This window comes from Polaromonas sp. (assembly GCF_029945925.1).
GTDB lineage: Bacteria > Pseudomonadota > Gammaproteobacteria > Burkholderiales > Burkholderiaceae_C > Polaromonas.
In genome coordinates, this window is the sequence record NZ_JAQSDN010000045.1 from 1 (window position 1) to 23,737 (window position 23,737).

A 23,737-nucleotide genomic window follows, 5' to 3' on the forward strand; every position below is an offset into this window, starting at 1 on the left:
TCATGTTCCTTCGTGACATGTTATGCCTCACACACAAAATTTCTGACAGGCTCCGCGCCGATTCATCCGGCACAACCACGCACGAAGTGATTTCCTCCCCATCGTTATCGCGTCCCAATGACACGACCTCCAACTTGAACGGATGCGATGCACCGTCTTCGCCGTCCTTGCTTTTGGCAATTACCCATTCGCGCCGGTCACCGTGACGCCTGACTTCTATGGCGCAATCCAGGGCAGCGTGAAGAGAAGAGTGGCCCCTCATGCCTTTCGATGCGTCCTTTCCAGTGTGGTGAACCAACAGCACCAGCCCGCCGATCAAGTCTTGCAGTAACTTGGCGTTCGCAATAATTTGTCCCATGGCCTTGCTGTCATTCTCATCAGTTCCTGGCGTGGCTCGGCTCAGCGTATCCAGTACAACCACATCACCGGTGCCGGCGGCTTGGATGGCTTGCACGAGTTCGTTAATATCGTCAGCATCCAGCAGCCTAAACGGCTGCACCATGTAACGGATATTCATGGAAGTCGAACCATGCTGAATGCGATGTGCAGAAACACGGCCAGCCAACCCCGCTTCACCCTCGAGCACGATATAAGTCACAGAACACTGCTTCACCTTTCGCCCAAACCATTCACGGCCAGAAGCAAGGCTTTGCAGCATATCCAACACGAGGAATGACTTCCCTGAACCGCTCGGACCGTATGCAACAGCTATGCCCTGTTCAGGCAGCACATTTTTGATTCTCCATTGGATTGGCGGAAGCCTTCCCAGGTCATCATCAGTCAGCAGCTCGTAACGCATTGCAGGTTGGCCAGAGGAGTCCAGCAGATCAAACAATGCAGCGGCATGATCGTCCTGCATCGCTTCGTTGGCAGCCGTGTCAGATGGCATATCCACTAGCGTCCGAGCGTCAGCAGCGGAAACGCTGGAAAATAGTGAGCACTTAAACTCGCTGCGAAGATCGAACTTTTCCGACATTTTCGTTATGCAATGTTTTGGATTGCTCGCCTCGGTTGCTCTCGAGGCGTTTTCATTTGAGTTCATAGAACGGCTACCCCCACGATTTTGTAGCATGCTATATTTTTACGAACCCTTCCTGACCGATCAGTTAGCGTTCGATAAGTAGTTTCAAAAATCACACCCTTCTTTTTCAAGATAGCAATACCAGCAGCGGGACTCAATATTCCTTTGTCTAAAAAGTCCAAAGTGCTGACGCAATCGGACTGGTTGGCATTCAATATCTCAATCATCTGCTTCAGCGCTCCCTGTAGTTTCGGGGCTTGAATACTTATCATCATTTTTATTTAACCCCCATTGCTGCTTTGATCGCCGCAACGCTCCAAGCCAGACGGCCGTTGAGCACCAGCGGGCGCAAACCATTAGTAGGGAAGTCGCCATGACAATGCCAACCTCTCAAAGTTTGAGGGCGGCGGTTCATGTAAAAGGCGGCGGCGTTGGTGTCAACGTGGGTACGCTGCACTTGCGCCAGGGGAGTGAAGGTCGTGGTGTCCGCTTGTTGGCGAACCTCGCTTCTGTGAAGGGTTGCGTTTTTCATGGTTTGGTATTTCGATATCACTGAAAAGGCTCAGCGATATGGAGTACCGTTTTTGCATACCCATGTACGCAAACTGCAACATGCTTGCAACTTCAGTTTGCCAATGAAAACCCGCTATCAAATGCAGGCAAATGCAGGCGCCTGCATCAGGTTTGACGAACCAAGCGCCCCGGTTTTGTAATGGCTTCTCGGCGGGCTAGCGCGGCCTTTACGTCCACTGAAAAAGCCTGCCGTGACACGCCTTCGCGGTCTGCAACTTTACCCACGCCATCAGGTAGTCTCCCCCTATCGCTCTTTGGCATAACCAGCCCGGCAGTTTCGCAGGCAGAAAGGCGCCGGTCTTGTCGCTGTTCTTTGGTTTCAGCCGCTGACACTGCCCCCTTGGGCGAATCTTTAGCTATGTCAGGCGGGCGGACAATACTGGTTTTATCAAAGTCTGACAGCGAGGTTTCATCCGCCTCCTGCTTTGGAACATAAAGTTTTCTCTCGATTGCCCAACCCAACCAATCGGGGGAGAATCCTTTTTTTGATGCCCATTCAATAAAAAACTTCGGCGAGTGATCTTCAGCTTTTATATCCTTGCCAGAGTTCTCCCAAAAGCCTCGAAGCCGATCGTGGTCTTCATTCATTCTGATGAGTAGTGAATCGGCCGACTCTTGATCTTTTTCATCCGAATTCATGAAGGCAGATGGGGATAGTGCACTCGTGAATTCAAATCGCGCTGGTGCGCTATGGTCGCCCTTTTCGGATGTGAGGTAATCAAAACCGGTTAGTGAGCACAATCCAATATGTGGTGTCCAGCAATCGTAGGCCAGATAGTCCCTCAATCGGGAATCATCCCAATCCTGTCCATCCCACTCTTCTTTACCCCAATCAATTTCATCAAAATTCATGCTCGTCCCTTATCAGTATTCACATCAAATCGAACCCACGCCAGCGAGCAAGGGGTAGTTCGTTTTCGCGCAGTCGGGCGAGGCGTGGATAACTCGTCTGACCATTTTTCCTTGGCTAATTGAATCAATTCACCTCTGACTGTAGCGACTCCTGCACTTGGCTCGACATATAAAAAAATTTGAGAAATTTTTGGGGGAATTTTTTTTGTTGGGAGCTTCGGGGTTTGGTGAAAAATCTAATCTGGGTGTCAACCCAGAACTCAAAGGGAGCGCGACACACAGCGGATTACCCCCCCCCCCCGCTTCACCCTGCGTGACGTTTCTTGGGCTACGCCCATGCTGTGGGGGTTAGCTACCTCATTCCATCAACCTTAAGGATCGTCATGGGCAAAGCAATCGGTCAACTGTTCGCATTCTTCACCACCCTCTTCACTGCTCTCGAACGCAGTGCAAAGATCCTCGACAACATCACTACCGTAGGTGAGGAGATGTCCCTCGCATACGTGGACCAGTCACGTCACGATCGTGCCAAGCAGCAGCTCCTGCTCACCAAGGAACTTGCCACCGCTTAAGTACTTTGCCTACCCTCATGGGTAGGTTAAGTCCTTTACACATTACATACTACACATCACGGACAGTCAGTGACCACGACGGAGTACCGCCCTGGCCAAGCACACCAAGCTGTCGCGTGAAATCGGCGAGCTACGCGGTCATGCACCGCCGCCAGTCGCTGCGCTTGGTGCCGACGCCACATCACCGCTTGGCTCTGTTCGCTGCTATGGAGTGTCAGCCAGTGGCAACGGCAGATTACTGCCATTGCCAAAGTGCACAAAGCGGCCGCGTGGTGTTGACCTGCAGCGCGGTCATGCCAGCCGTTCTGCCCCGTGCGCGTTGCACGCTTCGTGGCAGCCCGGCCAGCATCACCGCTTTTCGTCTGCTTTATGGTCCTGGGCTTTAGTCAGTGGTAACGGCTGAGTACAGCCCTTACCAAGCAGCCGGAGTGTTGTCCAGTGCTTCGCAGATGTCAGCCAGTGCGCTGAAGCGCAGATATGTTGTCGGCTCGCTTGCGCATCGTGCTGGATCAGCCGTCGCCTGCGGCTCGGCCTGGCAAGTCGTGGTTTCAGTGGCAACTGTAGGGCATGCCCGCTACGGCCACCCGCTTCGCTTTTACATAAGGCCGCATTTTAGAAAGTGCAGGGCAGTCGTTCCGCTGAAGCTCCACTTGGTGCCCCGCACCGCTGCGCGCCCTCACGGGTTTCCAAAACGGGCCTTATGCAAAGTGGCCTTCGCTGGAGACGGTCGTTCAGTCGTAGGCGCTCCCCGTTCGCATTCGCGCCCTACGCGCCGCCGTCTGCACGCCCTTGTGGTGTGCCAGCACCTTTGCATTAGTTAGGCTCTGCGCGCATTGTTTTAGTCGGTGGCCTTCGGCCAGTCATCTTGTGTCTGCCCCCGCCCACCCTGGGCCTCACCGCTGCGCGGCATTAGCCTCTGCCCGTCCGCCCCCAAGGGGCTACCTCAGCCCGCGCTCAGACCGAAAGCGCTCAGGCACCACCTTGCCCCAATCAACGGCCTCCATCAGCGGCAAATTCGTGGGATCTGCTTACATCCACCGTTACATCGCAGGCAAAGAAAAAACCCCGCTACCAAATCAATAGCGGGGTTTCTAATACCCATAAGGGTCTAACTGGTGGCCTGGGGCGGAATCGAACCACCGACACAAGGATTTTCAATCCTCTGCTCTACCGACTGAGCTACCGGGCCTGAGCCTAAGATTATATATCAGGCGGCGCGCTTGCCCCGGGTCAGGTCCACGCCGAGTTGTTTGAGCTTGCGGTACAGGTGGGTGCGCTCCAGCCCGGTCTTCTCTGCCACGCGGGTCATGGAGCCGCCTTCCTTGGCCAGGTGGAACTCGAAATAGGCTTTTTCGAACTCGTCGCGCGCATCGCGTAGCGGCTTTTCGAGCAGAAAGCTCTGGGTGGCCTGCGGACCGAGGTCCACCGCCACCGGCATGACCAGGCCGGTCATCGCGACCTCCACCGTCATGTCCACCGCATGCAGCAGTGCCGCAGGGGCTGCCAGCGGTTTGCGGCCTGCCGATTTGAGGAGGCCATGTTCGACCGCCTTGAGCAGCTTTTGCAGCGTGATGGGTTTCTCGAGAAATGCAATCGCGCCGATCTTGGTGGCTTCCACGGCAGTGTCTATGGTGGCGTGGCCACTCATCATGATCACCGGCATGCTCAGAAGGCCGCTGGACGACCATTCCTTGAGGAGCGTCACACCATCGGTGTCCGGCATCCAGATATCGAGCAGCACGAGGTCCGGCCGGGAGCGGCCACGCGCGGCGCGGGCCTGCGCAGCGTTTTCCGCGAGTTCGACCTGATGTCCTTCGTCGTTGAGAATTTCGGAGAGCAGGTCACGTATGCCCAGCTCGTCGTCAACTACCAGAATGTTTGCCATGTTGAAACGCTACCCCTGCCTGCAGTTGTCAATTCTGCGGTACCCACCTCCGGGCCCGCAGTGTTGTTATGTCACAACTGCGAATGATAACGATACTTGGGCCCCCTGAACGGCGCCGTCAACCACGCGATTCGAAATATCAACCCGTGCGCCGTGTTCGTCGGCGATTTTTTTGACGACGGCCAGCCCCAGACCGGTGCCCTTGACCTTGGTCGTGACGTAGGGCTCAAACGCCCGTTTCAGGATGTGTTCCGGGAAGCCCGTGCCGTTATCGCGCACCGTCAGACGCACCCGCCTGGAGGTCTCGGAGTACTCCGTTTTGAGCAGCACGCGTCCCTCAGGCCGGCCTTCCTGGGCATCCTGGGCGTTTTGCAACAAGTTGTGAATAACCTGCCGGATCTGTTGCGAATCTGCCTTGATGGGGGGGCAAACCGGGTCGAGCTCGGTGTAGACCGGCACTACCGCATTCTCGTTGGCATACAGCTGCATCACGTCGTTGACCAGGGCATTGAGGTCGACGGGCTTAAGCTCGGCGGCCGGCAGGCGGGCATAGTCGCGGAATTCGTTGACCAGGCGTTTCATCGCATCGACCTGGTCAACGATGGTCTTGACCGATTTGGTCAGCAGGATCTGCTCGGGCTCGGCCACCTTGCCGGTGAGCTTCATCTCCAGCCGTTCCGCCGAGAGCTGGATGGGGGTGAGCGGGTTCTTGATTTCATGGGCCAGCCGGCGCGCCACTTCGCCCCAGGCCTGGGCGCGCTGGGCCGAGACCATTTCGGACACGTCGTCGAACACCAGCAGGCATTCGTTGCCCGGCATCTTGGCGCCGCGGGCAATCAGCGTGATCGCGTTGTCGGGCGCGCCGGGCTGGGCGGCGTTGAGTTCGAACGACTGCTGCCAGTGCTCCACGTCGTGCAGCTGGTTCTCGCCAAAGTAGGCGTCGAACTGGGCGTGCACGCCTTGCGCAAAAACTTCCAGCCCGGGGATGTCGCTGAGCGAACGCCCGTGGTAAGCCGCCAGCGGCACACGCAGGATGCGCGTGGCACCGGGGTTGCTGGTCTGGATGTGCCCCTTGAGGTCCAGCACCATGACACCGGCGGTCAGGTTGTCCAGGATGGTTTGCAGATTGGCACGAGCGGCATCCACCTGGTCCATGCTTTTTTGCACCGCGCCGCGCGCGTCGGCCAGTTGCTGGGTCATGTCGGCAAAAGAGCGGGTCAGCCCGCCCAGTTCGTCCTTGCCCTGCAGCGCCGCCTTGGGCGTCAGGTCGCCCTGTGCCACCTGGCGCACCCCTTCGGCCAGCACCAGCAGGGGCCGGGCCAGCTGGTTGCCCAGCACCACCGCCAGCAGCACCGCGCCGAACACGGCCAGGAACAAACTGAGCGTGAGTGTGCCTATGTACATTTTGCGCAGGCCACCCCGGGCCAGGGCGCGCTCCTGGTACTCGCGGTTGGCTTCCTGCACGGCAATGGCATTGGCCACCAGGCTGGCCGGCAACACCTCGGTCACCTGCAGGAAGCGTATCTCGCCGAGCAGGCCGACGTTGGGGTTGTTGATCAGTGCCAGGGCCTTGATGCGGGGCGGTGTCGCACTGCCTGCGGCGAGGCTTGCCGCGCTGCCGGGCGGCTCGGCGCCGGGCAAGGCCACCTCGTCGAGCCCCTCGATCTGCGTGGCCACGCGCTGGTTGCGGGCACTGCGCAGCAGTTGCGCCGGCGGGCGCTCGGGCTTGAGGAAGTAACGCGAATCACCGGCACTGGCAATCATCTGCCCGGAGGCCGACCACAACACGACGTCGCTGACGGCCAGCTGCTCGCGCAGGCGCTCCAGTGCCAGGCCAGCCGAGGCATCGGGAGTCTGCGTCAGTTGCCCCGCGGCCGCGCGGGTCTTGTTGCCCAGTTCGGTGGCCAGCGTGTCGAGCGTGACCCGGCCCAGGTTCAAACCGGCGTCCAGCGCGCCTTCGACCTTCACGTCAAACCAGCTTTCGATCGAGCGCGAGACGAACTGGTAGGACACCACGTAAATCATCGTGCCGGGCAGCAGGCCCACCAGCGCAAAAATGGCGGCCAGCTTGACCAGCAGGCGGCTGCCGAACTTGCCCTTGCGCAGGCGCAGGATCAGGCGCAGCACGATCCAGCTGATGACCAGCAGCAGCAAGGCGGCCACCGCCACGTTCAGGCCGAACAGCAGCACGTAGTTGCGTTCGTAGAGCTCGCGGTTGCCGGTGGCCTGGGTCAGCAAAAAGAGCAGCACCAGCCCCAGCGCGGCCATGGTGCCGACGCCGACACCCACCGTCCAGCGAAAAGCCGGACTGCTTTTCAGCGACGACACATTGCTCTTCAGGTTCACTTTTCCGCCTCTTTGACGGCTTCCCTGGATTGGTCCCGGGTGGCGTCCCGGGACAGGTCGCGAATCGGCTCGGCCACCAGGTCGCGGTTGGTTTCGACGGCGATGGCCCAGTCTTTCTGCCCCGCCACGCCGATCTGGAAGGGGCGCGGCAGTTGCGAGAGGTCGAGCCGGAAGCGGAAATCGACGTTGTGCCGGACACCGGGCTCGACTTCCGCCGCATCGGCAATCCGCCAGCGCGAAAAGCGCTGGATCGACGCCACCGCATCGTCGAGATGATCGTAATTCTGGCTGAAGGAGGCACGCAAGCCGGTGACGCTGATGGCGCCGGGCAACACATTGAGACGCCAGCGCCGGGTCAGCGGCTGAAACGCCAGGCGCATGGTGCGCGTCGCCGTGGTAATGCGTTTGTCGTACCAGTACCAGCGGCTGCGGTAGATGTCGGCCTCGGCCACGAAAAACATGGGGATGCCCTTGAGCAGTGCGTCTTCAACCGCCGGGGGCAGCTCGAACTGGATGCTGGCCGACAGGTACACGCCCTCGTCGGAGCGCTCCATCTTCAAATGGCTCACCTCGGTCGCCAGCGCCGCGTGGCTGGCAAGCGCCATCACGGTGCACACCCAGAACGCTAGTAGCCGCCGCAGCACCGGGTCAGGCTTTGCGTTTTTCAAAAACTGCGTAAAAGAAACCGTCGTGCTCACCTTCCAAATTGTCCGGGAAGACGGTCTCCCGGGCGCCACTTTGGGGTAGCAAATGCCCGGGTGATGGCATGAAATGGGCGTCTTTGTGGTGCGTAACAAACGTTTGGGCCTGCTGCTCACCTTCCGCCCTGAAAACCGAGCAGGTGCAGTACAGCAACCGGCCGCCCGGCCGGAGCAGCGGCCACAGCGTTTCCAGCAGCCGCGCCTGCAGCTCGGCCAGTTGGGCGATGTCGGTCGGCCGGCGCAACCAGCGCACGTCCGGGTGGCGCCGCACAATCCCCGATGCGGTGCACGGTGCATCGAGCAGGATGCCGTCATAGAGCCGGCCGTCCCACCAGCCATCGGGGTGGGCGGCGTCCCCCACACGGATGTCCGCTTGCAGGCCCAGGCGCTGCAGGTTCTGCGCCATGCGCTCGCAACGGCGCGCGTCAATGTCAAGCGCCGTGACCTCGCAGTCGGCGAGTTCCAGCAGGTGCGCCGTCTTGCCGCCGGGCGCGGCGCAGGCATCGAGCAGCCGCAAGGGCGCGCCATCGGCTGGGGCCAGACCGTCCAGCAGCAGGGGGGCCGCCATCTGCGCCGCGGCGTCCTGCACCGAAAAATGCCCCTCGGCATACCCGGGCAGTGCCGTCACCGCGCTCGGCGTCGCCAGCACCACCCCCTGCGGGCCCACCTGAGTTGCTACGATATTCATAGCTTCCAGCGCTTTCAGGTATTGGGCTGGGGTCGTTTTTCTTGTATTAACCCGAAGGATCAGGGGTGCTTTGGCATTGTTGGCATGCAGGATGGCCTGCCAGCTGTCCGGATGGTCCTTGCGCACCCGGTCTATCCACCACTGCGGGTGATTCCAGACCGCCTGCGGATGTTTTTCCGTCGCAGCCATCAGAGCGTCGCGCTCGCGCAGGAAGCGGCGCAGACAACCGTTGATGAAGCTGGCCTGGTGCACCGTGGCCTCGTCGCGCTTGGCGGCTTCCACGGCCTGGTCCACCAGCGTGTAGGCGGTGTAGCGGGGGCTGTCGCCTTCCGGCGGGTGACCGGCAGCAGCGTTGTCTGAGCCGCTTTCCGTGCAGGCCAGCGCCAAAGCGACACAGAGCAGGGCGTCGGCCTCCGGCGGTGGCGGCCGCTGGGCCAGTTGCTGGCGCAGGGCTTCGGCCCGGCCCAGCCAGCGCAGCGCGTGAAAACCCAGGGCCTGCACGCCGGGCCGGAGGGTGGTGTCGATGTCTTCGAGCGCGGCGGTCATGGAGCGGCCGCTGCGAACGGCCATCAATAGAAAAGCCGCCCCCTGCAGCTGGCGCCACAGAGGGATGGGGGTGGTCTTGTTGTCTTGCATGGATCCTGTGACGGCAGACCCTTGGGGGACTGCCGCTTCAAGCCGCCCGGAGGCGGGCGGCACAGCACCTATTAGACCAGCCCTGGCAACCGGTCAGGCAAGGGTGTGCGCCCAGATGCGGCTGGCCCGGTTCATCGCAGAGCCCCCGCCTGTCCGGCGGGTTCCGGGCTCAATACAGGGCGTCAGGTCGGGTCGGCGCGATTTCGCCGTCGGCCAGCCCCGGCATGGCGCGGCCGTAAATCCGGCGGATACGTTCGGCCAGCGGCGGGTGCGAGTCCAGCCAGTGCGCCCCGCCCTGTTGCCCGACCAGCAGCATGTGCTGCACCGCCGGATGAAAACTTGCCGTGCGGCCCGCGCCCTGCGGGCTGGCCACCTTGCGCAGCACACCCCCCAGGCCATCCCGGCTGCGCGTGAACTGGACCGCACGTGCATCAGCCAGAAACTCGCGCTGGCGCGACACCGCCGCCTTCAGGGCGCGGCCCGCCAGCCAGCCGAGAAAACCGGCCGCCAGGATGGCCAGGCCCGGCAGCGCCAGCACGGAACGCCGGTTGTTCTCGTCGGGCTCACACATGCCGGCGCCCAGGTTGAAGATCAACTCCAGCCCGAACACCATACCCGCCAGGCGCATGTTGAGCCGGGTATCGCCTTCACGGATATGGCTCAGTTCATGGGCCACCAGACCCTGCAGTTCGTCGCGGCTCAAGCGGTCGAGCGCGCCGCGCGTGACGGCGATGACCGCGTCGTCCTCGTCCCAGCCGGCGGCAAAGGCATTGATGCTGCTCTGGCGCTCCAGCACCATGACCTGCGGTACGCGCATGCTGGCGGCAATGGCGAGCTCGGCCGCAATGTTGCAAAGCTTCTGCTCATCGAGCCGGCTGGCGGGCCAGGCTTCACGGGCACCCACACGCCGCGCCAGTTTTTCACCGCCACCGTGCAGGCTGGAGGTCTCCAGCCACCAGCCACCCAGCACAAAGAGCAGGGTCATGCCGGTGTTGACGCTGAAAAAATACGCCGGGTAGCCCGTCCCACCCGGCGTCAGCAGATGCCAGGTCAGGGCCAGCGCGGCATTGACGGCCAGCACCAGGGCGGCCACCGTCACGGCGAACAGCAGCAGCAGTTGCCGGGTTTCGGCGCGGGCCCGCTCCTGGTGCTCAAAAAACCGCATGTTGGCCTGTTGCCGCCACCCTACATCTGGATACGCACCGCTTCACGCTCGGCAGGTGTTTCCGTGGCCCTGAGCATGGCCGATGCCGCAAAACCAAACAGGCGGGCAATCAGCAGGGCCGGAAATTGCGCCTGTGCATTGTTGTAGTCGAGCACCGCATCGTTGTAGGCCTGGCGCGCAAACGCCACCTTGTTTTCGGTGCTGGTCAGCTCCTCGCTGAGCTCGCGAATGGTGTTGTCGGCCTTGAGTTCGGGGTAGGCCTCGGCCAGGGCGAACAGGCGCCCCAGGCTGCCGCTGAGCGCCTGTTCGGCGGCGGCCAAAGCCAGCACTTCCGACGCGTGGGTGGGGCGGCTGCGCGCAGCATCGCTGGCCGACCGCGCTTGGTTGCGCGCCGCGATCACGGCTTCGAGCGTCTCGCGCTCGTGCAGCAGGTATTTTTTGGCGGCCTCCACCAGATTGGGAATCAGGTCGTAACGGCGCTTGAGCTGTACATCAATCTGCCCGAAGGCGTTGGCGATGATGTTCTTCAGACGCACCAGCCGGTTGTAGGCCCCGACGGCCCAGAACAGCAGCAAGGCAAACACAACAATCAAAACCAGGGACTGGGTGGACATGGGGCCTTCTTTCTATCAACAGCAACCGCCGCGAACCGGCACGGGCGACTTTAGCCGACAAGCCGGGCGGCTGTACAGCGTGCCGGCACGTCCGCGCGGCGCGGCTGCACGACAATTCCTGATTTTCAATGAAAAAGCGCCTCGGGCCCTTATTAACAGGGCGCGAGGCGCTACGCTTTTTATAGCATCAAAAACAGCAATTACTCGCTGGCAGCACCTTCGCTGGTCTGCTCGGGCATGGCTTCGAGTTCAGCCGCTTCGGCTTCGGCAATGGCACGGCGCTCGGCGTCGTCCATCTGGTCCTTCGCTTTGCGTGCCTCGTGGTAGGCCATGCCGGTGCCGGCGGGGATCAGGCGGCCGACGATCACGTTCTCTTTCAGGCCACGCAGCTCGTCGCGCTTGCCCATGATGGCAGCCTCGGTGAGCACGCGGGTGGTTTCCTGGAAGGAAGCCGCAGAGATAAACGAATCGGTCGACAGCGATGCCTTGGTGATACCGAGCAACAGGTTGCTGAAGGTCGCCGGGATCTTGCCTTCGGCGCGCAGGGCATCGTTGGCATCCAGAATGACCGAGCGCTCGACCTGCTCGCCAGCGATGTAGCTGGACTCACCGACGTTTTCAACCACCACACGGCGCAGCATCTGGCGAACAATCACTTCGATGTGCTTGTCGTTGATCTTCACGCCCTGCAGGCGGTAGACGTCCTGCACTTCATCGACGATGTAGCGGGCCAGCTCTTCCATGCCCAGCAGGCGCAGGATGTCCTGCGGATCGGCAGGGCCGTCGACAATCGACTCGCCCTTGTTCACGACCTGGCCTTCATGCACGAGAATGTTCTTCTCTTTGGGCACGAGGTCTTCCCAGACCTTGCCTTCCGGATCGGTGATCTGCAGACGGACCTTGCCTTTGGTCTCCTTGCCGAACGACACGGTACCGGTCATCTCGGCCAGCGTGCCCTTGTCTTTCGGCGTACGCGCTTCGAACAGCTCGGCCACACGCGGCAGACCGCCGGTGATGTCGCGGGTCTTCTGGCCTTCGACCGGAATACGCGCGAGCACTTCGCCGGGGCCCACGTCCTGGCCGTCACGCACCTGGACCAGCGCACCGACCTGGAAGCCGATCGTCACCGAGTGATCGGTGCCGGGGATCTTGACTTCGTTGCCGGTCGCATCGATCAGTTTGACCTGGGGACGGATCACCTTGGTCGCGCCGCGGCGCTTGGGATCGATCACCACCAGGGTGGACAGACCGGTCACCTCGTCGAGCTGCTTGGCAACCGTCACGCCTTCTTCCACATTCTCAAAGGCCACCTTGCCGGCGAACTCGGTGATGATGGGGCGGGTCAGCGGATCCCAGTTGGCCAGAATCGCGCCGGCCTTGATCGTCTGGTCGGCTTTCACCGACAGGATCGCGCCGTAAGGCACCTTGTGGCGCTCGCGCTCGCGGCCATGCTCGTCGTGGATCACGATTTCGCCGGAGCGCGCGATCACGACCAGTTCACCCTTGGTGTTGGTCACATAACGCATCGGTGCGTTGAAACCGATCACGCCGTTGGACTTGGCTTCGACGCTGGAGGCAATCGCCGCACGCGAAGCCGCACCACCGATGTGGAAGGTACGCATGGTCAGCTGCGTGCCCGGCTCGCCGATCGACTGCGCGGCAATGATGCCGACCGCCTCGCCGATGTTGATCAGGCCGCCGCGGCCCAGGTCACGGCCGTAACACCTGGCGCACAGGCCGAAGCGGGTTTCGCAGGTCAGTGCCGTACGCACCTTGACTTCGTCCACGCCGGCTGCTTCGAGTTCGTCGATCAGGTCCTCGTCCAGCATGACGCCGGCCTTGGCCAGGACGGCGCGGTTCTCGGGGTGCAGGATGTCTTCAACCGCGGTGCGGCCGAGGATACGGTCGCGCAGCGATTCGATGACCTCGCCGCCCTCGACGATGGCGCGCATCAGCGAACCGTCGGTCGTGCCGCAGTCGTCCTCGGTCACCACCAGATCCTGCACCACGTCGCACAGGCGGCGTGTCAGGTAACCGGAGTTGGCGGTTTTCAGTGCAGTGTCAGCCAGGCCTTTTCGGGCACCGTGGGTGGAGATGAAGTACTCCAGCACGTTCAGGCCTTCACGGAAGTTGGCCATGATCGGCGTTTCGATGATGGAGCCGTCCGGCTTGGCCATCAAACCACGCATGCCAGCCACCTGGCGGATCTGCGCGGCAGAACCGCGGGCGCCGGAGTCGGCCATCATGTAGATGGAGTTGAAGGACTCCTGCTCGACTTCCTTGCCGTGACGGTCGATGACTTTCTCTTTCGAGAGTTGGGCCATCATCACCTTGGACACTTCGTCGCCCGACTTGCCCCAGATGTCCACCACCTTGTTGTAGCGCTCGCCGGAGGTCACCAGACCCGAGACATACTGCTGCTCGATCTCTTTGACTTCCTTCTGGGCGCGCGCAATGATGCTCGGCTTTTCCTTGGGAATCAGCATGTCGTCGATGCAGATGGAAATGCCGGCCTTGGTCGCCAGGCGGAAGCCCGACTGCAGCAGCTTGTCGGCAAACACCACGGTCTCCTTGAGTCCGCACTTGCGGAAAGACACGTTGATCAGCTTGGAGATTTCCTTCTTCTTCAGCGCCTTGTTCAGGTTGGAGAAAGGCAGGCCCTTGGGCAGGATTTCGGACAGCAATGCACGGCCGCCGGTGGTTTCCCACAGCTTGGTCGATGGCACGAACTCGCCGGTTTCCTTGTCCTTGGTGTACTCGGTCAGGCGCACGCTGATGCGGGCGTTCAGGTCGAGTTCACCCGCGTCAAAGGCGCGGCGCACTTCGCCGGTGTCGGAGAACACCAGGCCTTCGCCCTTGCCGTTGGTGCGGTCGCGGGTCGTGTAGTACAGACCCAGCACCACGTCCTGCGACGGAACGATGGACGGCTCGCCACTGGCGGGGAACAGGATGTTGTTCGAAGCCAGCATCAGGGTGCGGGCTTCCATCTGTGCTTCCACGGACAGCGGCACGTGCACAGCCATCTGGTCACCGTCGAAGTCGGCGTTGAAGGCCGAGCAGACGAGCGGATGCAGCTGGATGGCCTTTCCTTCGATCAGGATGGGCTCAAAGGCCTGGATGCCCAGACGGTGCAGCGTAGGCGCACGGTTGAGCATCACCGGGTGTTCCTTGATGACCTCTTCCAGGATGTCCCACACCACCGGCGTGCCGGATTCGACTTCCTTCTTGGCAGCCTTGATCGTCGTCGCGATGCCCATGGCTTCGAGGCGCGAGAAGATGAAAGGCTTGAACAGTTCCAGCGCCATCAGCTTGGGCAAACCGCACTGGTGCAGCTTGAGCGTCGGGCCCACGGTAATGACGGAACGGCCCGAGTAGTCGACGCGTTTACCCAGCAAGTTCTGGCGGAAACGGCCCGACTTGCCCTTGATCATGTCGGCCAGCGACTTCAGGGCGCGCTTGTTGGCGCCCGTCATGGCCTTGCCGCGGCGACCGTTGTCCAGCAAGCTGTCCACAGCTTCCTGCAGCATGCGCTTCTCGTTGCGCGCAATGATTTCCGGCGCCTTCAGTTCCAGCAAACGGCGCAGGCGGCTGTTGCGGTTGATGACGCGGCGGTACAGGTCGTTCAGGTCGGAGGTCGCAAAGCGGCCGCCGTCGAGCGGCACCAGCGGACGCAGGTCCGGCGGCAGCACCGGCAGCACGTCCAGCACCATCCAGCCCGGCTTGATGCCGGATTTCTTGAACGCTTCCATCAATTTCAGACGCTTGGCGTTCTTCTTGATCTTGATTTCGGAACCGGTCAGGTCATTGCGCAGCTTGTTGATTTCGTCGTCAAGGTCCAGCCCCTCGAGCAGGTCCTTGATGCCTTCAGCACCCATCTTGGCGGTGTACTCATCACCGTATTCCTTGCGCTTGGCGTCGTAGTCGTCTTCCGACATGATGCTGAATTTCTTCAGCGGGGTCATGCCGGGGTCGGTCACCACATACGCTTCAAAGTACAGCACGCGCTCGATGTCGCGCAGCGTCATGTCGAGCACCAGGCCCAGACGCGACGGCAGCGACTTCAGGAACCAGATGTGCGCGCACGGTGCGGCCAGGTCGATGTGACCCATGCGCTCGCGGCGAACCTTGGTCTGCGTGACTTCAACGCCGCACTTCTCGCAGATGACACCGCGGTGCTTGAGGCGCTTGTACTTGCCGCACAGGCACTCGTAGTCCTTGATGGGGCCAAAGATCTTGGCGCAAAAGAGACCGTCGCGCTCCGGCTTGAAGGTGCGGTAGTTGATGGTTTCAGGTTTTTTCACCTCGCCGAAAGACCACGAACGGATCTTCTCGGGCGAAGCCATGCCGATCTTGATGGCATCGAAATGCTCATCCGGCGTGAATTGCTTGAACAGGTCGAGTAATGATTTCATGTGTTAAATCCTTTTCTTTCCTGTTGGGTTAGCTGCGTTCCAGCTCGATATCGATACCGAGCGAACGAATCTCTTTGACCAGCACGTTGAACGACTCCGGCATGCCGGCGGTGATCGCGTGCTCGCCCTTGACGATGCTTTCGTACACCTTGGTACGGCCCTGCACGTCGTCGGACTTGACGGTCAGCATTTCCTGCAGCGTGTAGGCGGCGCCGTACGCTTCCAGTGCCCAGACCTCCATCTCGCCGAAACGCTGTCCACCGAACTGCGCCTTGCCGCCCAGCGGCTGCTGCGTGACCAGCGAGTACGGGCCGGTCGAACGTGCGTGCATCTTGTCGTCCACCAGGTGGTGGAGTTTCAGGAAGTGCATGTAGCCGACGGTCGTCGTGCGCTCGAAAGCGTCACCGTTGCGCCCGTCATACAGCTGCGCCTGGGTGCGCGTGGCCGTCAGCCCCTTGCCCTTGGCGATGTCGTCCGGGTAGGCCAGTTGCAGCATGCCCATGATCTCGGCTTCCGAGGCACCATCGAACACCGGTGTGGCAAAAGGCACGCCGCCCGTCAGGTTGCCGGCCATCTGCAGGATCTCGCCATCCGACAGTTTGGACAGGTCTTCTGCACGGCCCGACTTGTTGTACAGCGTGTCCATGAACTTGCGCAGGTCAGCCACCTTGGCCTCGGCCTGCAGCATGTCGCCGATACGCTGGCCCAGGCCCTTGGCGGCCCAGCCCAAGTGCACTTCGAGCACCTGGCCGACGTTCATCCGCGAAGGCACGCCCAGCGGATTGAGCACGATGTCGCACGGCGTACCGTCGGCCATGTAAGGCATGTCTTCGACCGGAACGATCTTGGACACCACACCCTTGTTGCCGTGGCGGCCGGCCATCTTGTCGCCGGGTTGCAGGCGGCGTTTGACAGCCAGGTAGACCTTGACCATCTTCAGCACGCCGGCCGGCAGCTCGTCGCCCTGCGTGAGCTTCTTGCGCTTTTCTTCAAAAGCCAGGTCAAAGCTGTGACGCGTCTGCTCCATCGAGTTCTTGATGCTCTCGAGCTGGGCAGCGACTTCGTCATCCGCCGGACGGATGTCGAACCAGTGGTACTTCTCGACGTCGGTCAGGTAGGCCTTGTCGATCTTGGTGCCTTTGGCCAGCTTTTTCGGGCCGCCGTTGGCAACCTTGCCGGTCAGCAGCTTTTCGATACGGTCGAACGCATCGGCTTCCACAATGCGCAGCTGGTCGTTGAGGTCCAGACGGAAGCGCTTGAGCTCATCGTCGATGATCTGCTGGGCACGCTTGTCGCGCACGATGCCTTCACGGGTGAAGACCTGCACGTCGATCACGGTACCCTGCGAGCCCTGGCTCACGCGCAGCGAGGTGTCTTTCACGTCGCTGGCCTTTTCGCCGAAGATGGCGCGCAGCAGCTTTTCTTCCGGCGTCAGCGTGGTCTCGCCTTTGGGCGTGACCTTGCCCACCAGCGTGTCGCCCGGCTGGACTTCAGCACCGACATAAATAATGCCGGACTCGTCAAGACGGTTGAGTTGCTGCTCGGACAGGTTCGGGATGTCGCGGGTGATCTCTTCCGCACCGAGTTTGGTGTCGCGCGCCATGACCACGAGCTCCTCGATGTGGATCGAGGTGTAGCGGTCTTCGGCGACGATGCGCTCGGAAATGAGGATCGAGTCCTCGAAGTTGTAGCCGTTCCAGGGCATGAAGGCGATCAGCATGTTCTGTCCGATGGCGATCTCGCCCAAGTCGGTCGATGCGCCGTCGGCAATCACGTCACCCTTGGCCAGCTTGTCGCCGATCTTGACGATGGGACGCTGGTGGATGTTGGTGTTCTGGTTGGAACGCTGGTACTTGATCAGGTTGTAGATGTCCACACCCACTTCACCGGCCAGGGCTTCCGCGTCATTGACGCGCACCACGATGCGGGTGGCATCCACATAGTCCACCACGCCGCCACGGGTGGCGGTCACGACCGTCCCCGAGTCGATCGCAGCCACGCGCTCGATGCCGGTACCAACCAATGGCTTTTCCGGACGCAGCACAGGCACTGCCTGACGCGACATGTTGGCGCCCATCAGCGCGCGGTTCGCATCGTCATGCTCGAGGAAGGGAACCAGCGAGGCCGCCACCGACACGATCTGCGCGGGAGACACGTCCATGTACTGGATGCGTTCTGCGCCGACCAGCACGGACTCGCCGTTTTCACGGGCCGACACCAGGTCGCCCGTCAGCTTGCCGGCATCATCGAGCAAGGCATTGGCCTGGGCGATCACGTATTTGCCTTCTTCGATGGCAGACAGGTAATCGATCTGGTCCGTGAGCTTGCCGTCCATCACGCGGCGATACGGCGTTTCGATGAAGCCGTATTCGTTCAGGCGGGCATACAGGGCCAGCGAGTTGATCAGGCCGATGTTCGGACCTTCAGGCGTTTCAATCGGGCAGACGCGGCCGTAATGGGTCACGTGCACGTCACGCACTTCAAAGCCGGCACGTTCGCGGGTCAAGCCACCGGGGCCAAGGGCCGAAACACGGCGCTTGTGGGTGATCTCGGCCAGCGGGTTGGTCTGGTCCATGAACTGGGACAGCTGCGAAGCGCCGAAGAATTCCTTCAGGGCGGCGGAGATCGGCTTGCTGTTGATCAGGTCGTGCGGCATCAGGGGCTCCTGCTCGGCCTGGCCCAGACGTTCCTTCACGGCTTTTTCAATCCGTGCCAGACCGGTGCGGTACTGGTTCTCGGCCAGTTCACCGACACAACGCACGCGGCGGTTGCCCAGGTGATCGATATCGTCGACCTGGCCGTTGCCGTTGCGCAGGTCCACCAGGATCTTGACGACCGCGAGGATGTCCTCGTTGGTCATGACCATGGGGCCGGTGGAGGTGTCGCGGCCCACACGGGCGTTGAACTTCATGCGGCCGACCTTGGACAGATCGTAGGTGTCCGGGTTGTAGAACAGGCGCTGGAACAGGGCCTGGACGGCGTCTTCCGTCGGTGGCTCGCCGGGACGCATCATGCGGTAGATGGCCACGCGCGCAGCAAACTCGTCAACGGTTTCGTCGGAGCGCAGGGTCTGCGAAATGTACGCACCCTGATCGAGTTCGTTGGTGTACAGCACCTGCAGGTCCTGCACGCCGGCAACACGCAGCTTTTTCAGCAGCACGTCGGTCAGCTCGTCGTTGGCCTTGGCGATGATCTCGCCGGTTTCGGCGTCAACGATGTTCCTGGCGACCACACGGCCGATCAGGAAGTCTTCGGGGACGCTGATGGTGGAGGTGCCGCTTTGCTCGAGCTCGCGCGTGTGGCGCACGGTGATGCGCTTGTCCTTGGCAACAACAACCTTGCCGTTCTTGTCGGTGATGTCAAAACGGGCCACCTCGCCGCGCATGCGCTCGGCGACGAATTCCATTTGCGCGCCGCTGTCCATCAGGCGGAAATTGTCGAACACGAAGAAGTTCGCGAGGATGGACTCGGGGTTCAGGCCGATGGCCTTGAGCAGGATGGTGACCGGCATCTTGCGACGGCGGTCCACACGGAAGTACAGGATGTCTTTCGGGTCGAACTCGAAGTCCAGCCACGAGCCGCGGTAAGGGATGATGCGGGCCGAGAACAGCAGTTTGCCCGAGCTGTGGGTCTTGCCCTTGTCATGCTCGAAAAACACGCCGGGTGAGCGGTGCAGCTGGGACACGATCACGCGTTCGGTCCCGTTGATGACGAACGAGCCCTTGTCGGTCATGAGCGGCACTTCGCCCATGTAGACTTCCTGCTCCTTGACTTCCTTGACGACCTTGGACTGCGACGTCGACGACTCGCGGTCATAAATGATCAGCTGGACCTTGGCGCGCACGGCCGACGCAAAGGTCAGGCCGCGGGTCTGGCACTCGCGCACATCGAAAGCCGGCTTGGCCAGGTTGTACTCGAGAAACTTCATCTCGACAAACCCGTTGTGCGAGACGATGGGGAAGGCGTTTTCAAACGCAGCCTGCAGGCCTTCGACCTGGCGCTTTTGCGGCGCACGGTCGGCTTGCAGGAACGCCGTGTAGGCGTCTTTCTGCATTTGCAACAGGTAAGGGACTTTCAGCACGCTCTCGCGGCTGCCGAAACTTTTGCGAATTCGCTTGCGTTCGGTATAGGAATAGGCCATGAGTTCTCCGCTTTAATGGGACACAAACCGGTACGGGCAACCGGTTTGTTAAGCTCTGGCGACTGTCTTGAATGAATACACCACGTAATCAAACAGACTTGGTGGTTGGCCACTACCAACCATGGCGGACGGCAACGCATTGCACGCTGCCCGAACCAAGGCGTTTCCTGCAGTCGGGGTCAGGAAGCACTGGCAAGAAGATTTTCTGCAAATCTGCTTGCCGGTGATTCCAGGGAGGCTGGAAAAGCCGCTTGCGCGGCGTTTCGCCAGCACTCCTTGAAAGCACGAAAGGCTGGAAGCCGAACCCGGTCTTCCAGCCTTCGCGAAACACAAGGATTACTTGAGTTCGACTTTCGCGCCGGCGTCTTCGAGCTTTTTCTTGGCAGCTTCTGCGTCAGCTTTTGGAAGACCTTCCTTGACGTTCTTGGGAGCACCGTCAACCAGGTCCTTGGCTTCTTTGAGGCCCAGGCCGGTGATTTCACGCACCGCTTTAATGACCTGCACCTTCTGGGCGCCGGCTTCGAGCAGAACGACGTTGAAGTCGGTCTTCTCTTCTGCAACAGCAGCAGCACCGCCGCCGCCAGCAGCAGGAGCAGACATCGCTGCAGCGCTCACGCCAAATTTCTCTTCGATGGCTTTCACCAGGTCGTTGAGTTCGAGGACCGTCATGCTATCCAGCGCGGTCAAAAATGCGTCTTTATCGAATGCCATTTTGATTTCCTAAAAAAAATTGGTACAGGTTATGCCGCTGCAGCTTCTGCTGCGGGCTCTGCGGCTACGACCACATCGTTGCCGCCGCCTTTTTGTTCCGCCAGCGCGGCCAGCACTCGTGCCGTACGCGAAATGGGGGATTGCATCAGGCCCAACAGCTGGGCGAGCAGCACTTCTTTCGAAGGGATGCTTGCAAGCTGCTTCACGCCGTTCACGTCCAGGACTTTTCCTGCCATGGCGCCTGCGCGAATCACCAACTTGTCGTTGGTTTTCGCGAAGTCGGCAACCACCTTGGCGGCAGCGACAGCGTCTGTGGAAAAGCCATAGATCAGCGGACCGGTCATCTGGTCGGACAGGACATCAAACGCGCTGCCTGCCACGGCACGGCGAGCCAGGGTGTTTTTCAACACACTCAGGTTCACGCCTTTGTCGCGGGCTTGGCTGCGCAGCTTGGTCATGTCAGCGACCGTGATGCCACGGTATTCCGCCATCACGAGCGTTTGAGCTTTAGCGGCGAGGCCGGTCACTTCATCAATGACGGCTTGTTTCTCACTGCGGTTGAGACTCAAGGTCTACTCCTTAATAATGTGCCTTCGGATCTTGCTTTCGCGCCATCCTGCCAACACGCCTATATTCAGCGACCAACTGTTTTTCAGATTCTTTTCAAAACCATTCAAGCAGCGGGACCGCCATCTGCGTTGGCTGTCTTTCGACGATTAAGCGGTGGGCTTTGCAGCCTGCCGCACCAACGGTCCTGGATGGCCTGCCGGAGTCGAAACCCCGGCAGCCCACCACATCGAACAGCTCCGGGAGGAGCTGCTCAAATTACCTGCAATTACGCTGCGATGGTTTGCGTGTCGACGCGAACGCCCACACCCATCGTCGACGAAACCGCGACTTTCCTCAGATACACACCTTTGCTCGACGCAGGCTTGGCCTTGGTCAGGGCATCGATCAGCGCTGCCAGGTTGCCCTGCAGCTTGTCGGTATCAAACGAACGGCGGCCAATCGTGCCGTGCACGATGCCGGCCTTGTCGACGCGGAACTGGACTTGACCGGCTTTGGCGTTTTTCACGGCCGTTGCCACGTCAGGCGTCACCGTGCCGACTTTCGGGTTGGGCATCAAACCACGTGGGCCGAGGATCTGGCCCAGGGTACCCACCACGCGCATGGCGTCAGGCGAGGCGATCACGACGTCGAAGTCCATCTTGCCGGCCTTGATGTCGGCGGCCAGATCATCCATGCCGACGATGTCAGCACCGGCAGCCTTGGCTTCTTCGGCCTTGGCGCCCTGTGCAAACACGGCCACACGCTTGGTCTTGCCGGTGCCGTTGGGCAACACGACGGCGCCGCGGACGACCTGGTCGGATTTCTTGGCGTCAACACCAAGCTGCACAGCCACGTCGATGGATTCATCGAACTTGGCCACGGCAAATTCCTTGACCAGACCCAGGGCGTCAGCCACCGGGTACAGCTTGTTGCTGTCGATCTTGTCGCCAACAGCTTTTTGACGTTTGGTCAGCTTGCTCATACAACACCCTCCACCGACACGCCCATGGAGCGGGCCGTACCAGCAATCGTGCGAACTGCAGCGTCGAGGTCAGCAGCCGTCATGTCTTTCATTTTGGTCTTCGCGATTTCTTCGAGCTGTGCGCGGGAAATCTTGCCCACCTTCACCGTGTGCGGTGTGGCAGAACCCTTGTCCAGCTTGATGGCCTTTTTGATCAGGACGCCTGCGGGAGGCGTCTTGATGACAAAAGTGAAGCTCTTGTCTGCGTACGCGGTGATCACCACGGGCAAAGGCAGACCTGGCTCAACACCCTGGGTCTGGGCGTTGAACGCCTTGCAGAACTCCATGATGTTCAGGCCGCGCTGACCCAAGGCCGGACCAATCGGGGGGGACGGGTTCGCCTTACCAGCTGGCACTTGCAGCTTGATGAAGCCGACGATTTTTTTCGCCATACTTTTCTCCTTGCGGGTCATAACGCCTGGACGCCGTCAGAAGACAGGTCCGGGCTCCCCGGGGGTTACACAACTCAATCAGGTTCCGAAAAGAACCCTCCGCGCCGAGTTGCAAGGCGCGAATTTCTGACGCTCAGCCGAAAAAACTTACGTTTTTTCGATCTGGCTGAATTCCAGTTCAACCGGCGTTGCACGACCGAAAATCGTAACGGACACCCGCACCTTGTTCTTGTCGTAATTGACTTCCTCGACCGTGCCGTTGAAGTCGGTGAACGGGCCGTCCTTGACCCGGACGTATTCGCCGGTTTCAAACTCGACCTTGTGCCGCGGCTTCTCGGTGCCGACCTGCATCTGGTCGACGATTTTCTGCACGTCTTCTTCGGAAATGGGTGCGGGACGGTTTTTGGCGCCGCCAACAAACCCGGTGACCTTGTTGGTGTGTTTCACCAGGTGCCAGGTTTCATCGTCCATGACCATCTCGACCAGCACATAGCCCGGGAAGAAACGGCGTTCCGTCGTTTTTTTCTGGCCGTTCTTGATCTCGACCACTTCTTCGGTGGGCACCAGGAAACGGCCGAACTTGGCCTGCATGCCGGCGCGGTTGATGCGCTCGACAATATTGCGTTCAACGGCTTTCTCCATGCCCGAATAGGCATGCACGACATACCACTGCATGCCGGGGGTCGGTTGCAGGGATGCGCCAGCCGCCACTTCGCTGACCACGTCACCGTTCATATCGCTCATTATTTTTTCCACCCCAGTATCAGGTCGTAAAACACCCATTCGAGCGTTTTATCGGTGAGCCACAAAAAGAGTGCCATGACCACCACGAATGCAAAGACGTAAGCCGTCATCTGCATGGCTTCCTTGCGGGCCGGCCAGACCACTTTTTTGACTTCGCGCCAGGAATCACGCCCGAACGCCACGAACTGTTTGCCAGGCTCGGAGGTCAAAAACACCACCACCGCCACCACCAGACCAGCAATCAGGCCACCCCACTGGGCAATCGGACCCTGCTTGGCGAGCAGGTAAAAGCCCGCCAGCGCACCCAGCACCAATGCCAGGGCAAGGGCCAGCTTGGCCTTGTCAGCTGTCGTGCTGACGGTTTCGACTTGAGAAGTGGCCATGATCGCCTGATTTCCTGTTCTTCACGCGTCTTCTCAGACGCTTAAGCCCACCTGGGGTCCAAGGACTCCCGGCGGGCTTGCATAGTTCTGTTTCACACCACTCTCGATTTCAAGCAACCCTTGAAACCGGGTGGCAGGGGCAGTAGGAATCGAACCTACAACCTTCGGTTTTGGAGACCGACGCTCTGCCAATTGAGCTATACCCCTTCATCTCTCTCAATCAGTTGGGGACAGAGCAAAAAGCCTTGTTATTGGCCCATCCCCAAAAACGAACCTAATTACGCAATGATCTTGGCCACGACACCGGCGCCGACGGTTTTGCCGCCCTCGC

Annotated in this window: 19 protein-coding genes and 2 tRNA genes; 1 reads left to right on the forward strand and 20 read right to left on the reverse strand. The window is 60.6% G+C overall.

Translation table 11 applies throughout. The features are described from left to right. The 4 genes from PSV40_RS16050 to PSV40_RS16065 all read right to left on the reverse strand — a co-directional run. The coding region (locus tag PSV40_RS16050; protein ID WP_300539676.1) for an AAA family ATPase at positions 1-1,042 on the reverse strand (1,042 nt) is incomplete at its 3' end. Next, positions 1,039-1,296, reverse strand: a complete 258-nt coding sequence (locus tag PSV40_RS16055; protein WP_300539678.1) for a helix-turn-helix domain-containing protein — start codon at positions 1,294-1,296, stop codon at positions 1,039-1,041. The genes PSV40_RS16050 and PSV40_RS16055, both read right to left, overlap by 4 nt. A 2-nt stretch (positions 1,297-1,298) precedes the next feature. Further along, positions 1,299-1,553, reverse strand: coding sequence for a DNA-binding protein (locus tag PSV40_RS16060; RefSeq protein ID WP_300539680.1), 255 nt, complete (start codon positions 1,551-1,553; stop codon positions 1,299-1,301). A 146-nt stretch (positions 1,554-1,699) separates the two neighbouring features. Then, positions 1,700-2,446 carry a hypothetical protein gene (locus PSV40_RS16065; RefSeq protein ID WP_300539681.1) on the reverse strand — a complete coding sequence of 249 codons (747 nt, stop codon included), beginning with the start codon at positions 2,444-2,446 and terminating at the stop codon, positions 1,700-1,702. 383 nt (positions 2,447-2,829) lie between these two features. Between PSV40_RS16065 and PSV40_RS16070 the strand changes: the two genes are divergently transcribed. Continuing rightward, entirely contained in the window at positions 2,830-3,018 is a 189-nt protein-coding gene (locus PSV40_RS16070) for a hypothetical protein (protein WP_300539683.1), read from the forward strand. A gap of 1,113 nt (positions 3,019-4,131) precedes the next feature. On the opposite strand, the gene PSV40_RS16075 is transcribed toward PSV40_RS16070, so the two are convergent. From PSV40_RS16075 to PSV40_RS16150, 16 genes are all read right to left on the reverse strand, one after another. After that, positions 4,132-4,207: transfer RNA gene (locus PSV40_RS16075), tRNA-Phe, on the reverse strand. A gap of 18 nt (positions 4,208-4,225) precedes the next feature. Then, positions 4,226-4,903, reverse strand: coding sequence for a response regulator (locus PSV40_RS16080; RefSeq protein WP_300539685.1), 678 nt, complete (start codon positions 4,901-4,903; stop codon positions 4,226-4,228). A 66-nt stretch (positions 4,904-4,969) separates the two neighbouring features. Beyond that, positions 4,970-7,249: an ATP-binding protein gene (locus PSV40_RS16085; RefSeq protein WP_300539686.1), complete on the reverse strand. Its 2,280-nt coding sequence runs from the start codon at positions 7,247-7,249 to the stop codon at positions 4,970-4,972. Continuing rightward, positions 7,246-7,917, reverse strand: a complete 672-nt coding sequence (locus PSV40_RS16090) for a DUF4390 domain-containing protein (protein WP_300539688.1) — start codon at positions 7,915-7,917, stop codon at positions 7,246-7,248. The genes PSV40_RS16085 and PSV40_RS16090 overlap by 4 nt, the downstream gene beginning before the upstream one ends. Further along, complete coding sequence (gene rsmB, locus PSV40_RS16095; protein WP_300539690.1) at positions 7,898-9,274, reverse strand: 16S rRNA (cytosine(967)-C(5))-methyltransferase RsmB; 1,377 nt, start codon at positions 9,272-9,274, stop codon at positions 7,898-7,900. The genes PSV40_RS16090 and rsmB overlap by 20 nt, the downstream gene beginning before the upstream one ends. 169 nt (positions 9,275-9,443) lie before the next feature. Further along, a complete protein-coding gene (locus tag PSV40_RS16100; RefSeq protein ID WP_300539692.1) occupies positions 9,444-10,439 on the reverse strand; it encodes a M48 family metalloprotease in 996 nt (331 codons plus the stop codon). Between the two features lie 20 nt (positions 10,440-10,459). Continuing rightward, complete coding sequence (locus PSV40_RS16105) at positions 10,460-11,053, reverse strand: LemA family protein (protein ID WP_300539693.1); 594 nt, start codon at positions 11,051-11,053, stop codon at positions 10,460-10,462. A gap of 200 nt (positions 11,054-11,253) precedes the next feature. Further along, a complete protein-coding gene (rpoC, locus tag PSV40_RS16110) occupies positions 11,254-15,465 on the reverse strand; it encodes a DNA-directed RNA polymerase subunit beta' (RefSeq protein ID WP_300539695.1) in 4,212 nt (1,403 codons plus the stop codon). A 28-nt stretch (positions 15,466-15,493) separates the two neighbouring features. Continuing rightward, complete coding sequence (gene rpoB, locus PSV40_RS16115) at positions 15,494-19,606, reverse strand: DNA-directed RNA polymerase subunit beta (RefSeq protein WP_300539697.1); 4,113 nt, start codon at positions 19,604-19,606, stop codon at positions 15,494-15,496. A 336-nt stretch (positions 19,607-19,942) separates the two neighbouring features. Beyond that, complete coding sequence (gene rplL, locus PSV40_RS16120) at positions 19,943-20,317, reverse strand: 50S ribosomal protein L7/L12 (protein ID WP_300539698.1); 375 nt, start codon at positions 20,315-20,317, stop codon at positions 19,943-19,945. Between the two features lie 29 nt (positions 20,318-20,346). Then, a complete protein-coding gene (gene rplJ / locus PSV40_RS16125; RefSeq protein ID WP_293602759.1) occupies positions 20,347-20,886 on the reverse strand; it encodes a 50S ribosomal protein L10 in 540 nt (179 codons plus the stop codon). A gap of 266 nt (positions 20,887-21,152) precedes the next feature. Continuing rightward, on the reverse strand, positions 21,153-21,848 hold the full coding sequence (gene rplA, locus PSV40_RS16130; protein ID WP_096671327.1) for a 50S ribosomal protein L1: 696 nt from the start codon (positions 21,846-21,848) through the stop codon (positions 21,153-21,155). Next, positions 21,845-22,279 carry a 50S ribosomal protein L11 gene (gene rplK / locus PSV40_RS16135; RefSeq protein WP_096671323.1) on the reverse strand — a complete coding sequence of 145 codons (435 nt, stop codon included), beginning with the start codon at positions 22,277-22,279 and terminating at the stop codon, positions 21,845-21,847. The genes rplA and rplK overlap by 4 nt, the downstream gene beginning before the upstream one ends. Positions 22,280-22,426: 147 nt before the next feature. Then, complete coding sequence (gene nusG, locus PSV40_RS16140; protein ID WP_240523332.1) at positions 22,427-23,014, reverse strand: transcription termination/antitermination protein NusG; 588 nt, start codon at positions 23,012-23,014, stop codon at positions 22,427-22,429. 8 nt (positions 23,015-23,022) lie between these two features. Next, entirely contained in the window at positions 23,023-23,406 is a 384-nt protein-coding gene (gene secE, locus PSV40_RS16145) for a preprotein translocase subunit SecE (RefSeq protein WP_300539702.1), read from the reverse strand. A 131-nt stretch (positions 23,407-23,537) separates the two neighbouring features. Next, a tRNA-Trp gene (locus PSV40_RS16150) sits at positions 23,538-23,613 on the reverse strand. Positions 23,614-23,737 lie beyond the last annotated feature (124 nt).

Coding starts and splice junctions, on each gene's coding strand:
- rpoC (WP_300539695.1), bottom strand. CDS start 15,465: ATGAAATCATTACTCGACCTGTTCAAGCAATTCACGCCGGATGAGCAT.
- PSV40_RS16060 (WP_300539680.1), bottom strand. CDS start 1,553: ATGAAAAACGCAACCCTTCACAGAAGCGAGGTTCGCCAACAAGCGGAC.
- rsmB (WP_300539690.1), bottom strand. CDS start 9,274: ATGCAAGACAACAAGACCACCCCCATCCCTCTGTGGCGCCAGCTGCAG.
- PSV40_RS16070 (WP_300539683.1), top strand. CDS start 2,830: ATGGGCAAAGCAATCGGTCAACTGTTCGCATTCTTCACCACCCTCTTC.
- rplL (WP_300539698.1), bottom strand. CDS start 20,317: ATGGCATTCGATAAAGACGCATTTTTGACCGCGCTGGATAGCATGACG.
- nusG (WP_240523332.1), bottom strand. CDS start 23,014: ATGAACGGTGACGTGGTCAGCGAAGTGGCGGCTGGCGCATCCCTGCAA.
- rplK (WP_096671323.1), bottom strand. CDS start 22,279: ATGGCGAAAAAAATCGTCGGCTTCATCAAGCTGCAAGTGCCAGCTGGT.
- rplA (WP_096671327.1), bottom strand. CDS start 21,848: ATGAGCAAGCTGACCAAACGTCAAAAAGCTGTTGGCGACAAGATCGAC.
- PSV40_RS16100 (WP_300539692.1), bottom strand. CDS start 10,439: ATGCGGTTTTTTGAGCACCAGGAGCGGGCCCGCGCCGAAACCCGGCAA.
- secE (WP_300539702.1), bottom strand. CDS start 23,406: ATGGCCACTTCTCAAGTCGAAACCGTCAGCACGACAGCTGACAAGGCC.
- PSV40_RS16055 (WP_300539678.1), bottom strand. CDS start 1,296: ATGATGATAAGTATTCAAGCCCCGAAACTACAGGGAGCGCTGAAGCAG.
- PSV40_RS16080 (WP_300539685.1), bottom strand. CDS start 4,903: ATGGCAAACATTCTGGTAGTTGACGACGAGCTGGGCATACGTGACCTG.
- rpoB (WP_300539697.1), bottom strand. CDS start 19,606: ATGGCCTATTCCTATACCGAACGCAAGCGAATTCGCAAAAGTTTCGGC.
- PSV40_RS16065 (WP_300539681.1), bottom strand. CDS start 2,446: ATGAATTTTGATGAAATTGATTGGGGTAAAGAAGAGTGGGATGGACAG.
- PSV40_RS16105 (WP_300539693.1), bottom strand. CDS start 11,053: ATGTCCACCCAGTCCCTGGTTTTGATTGTTGTGTTTGCCTTGCTGCTG.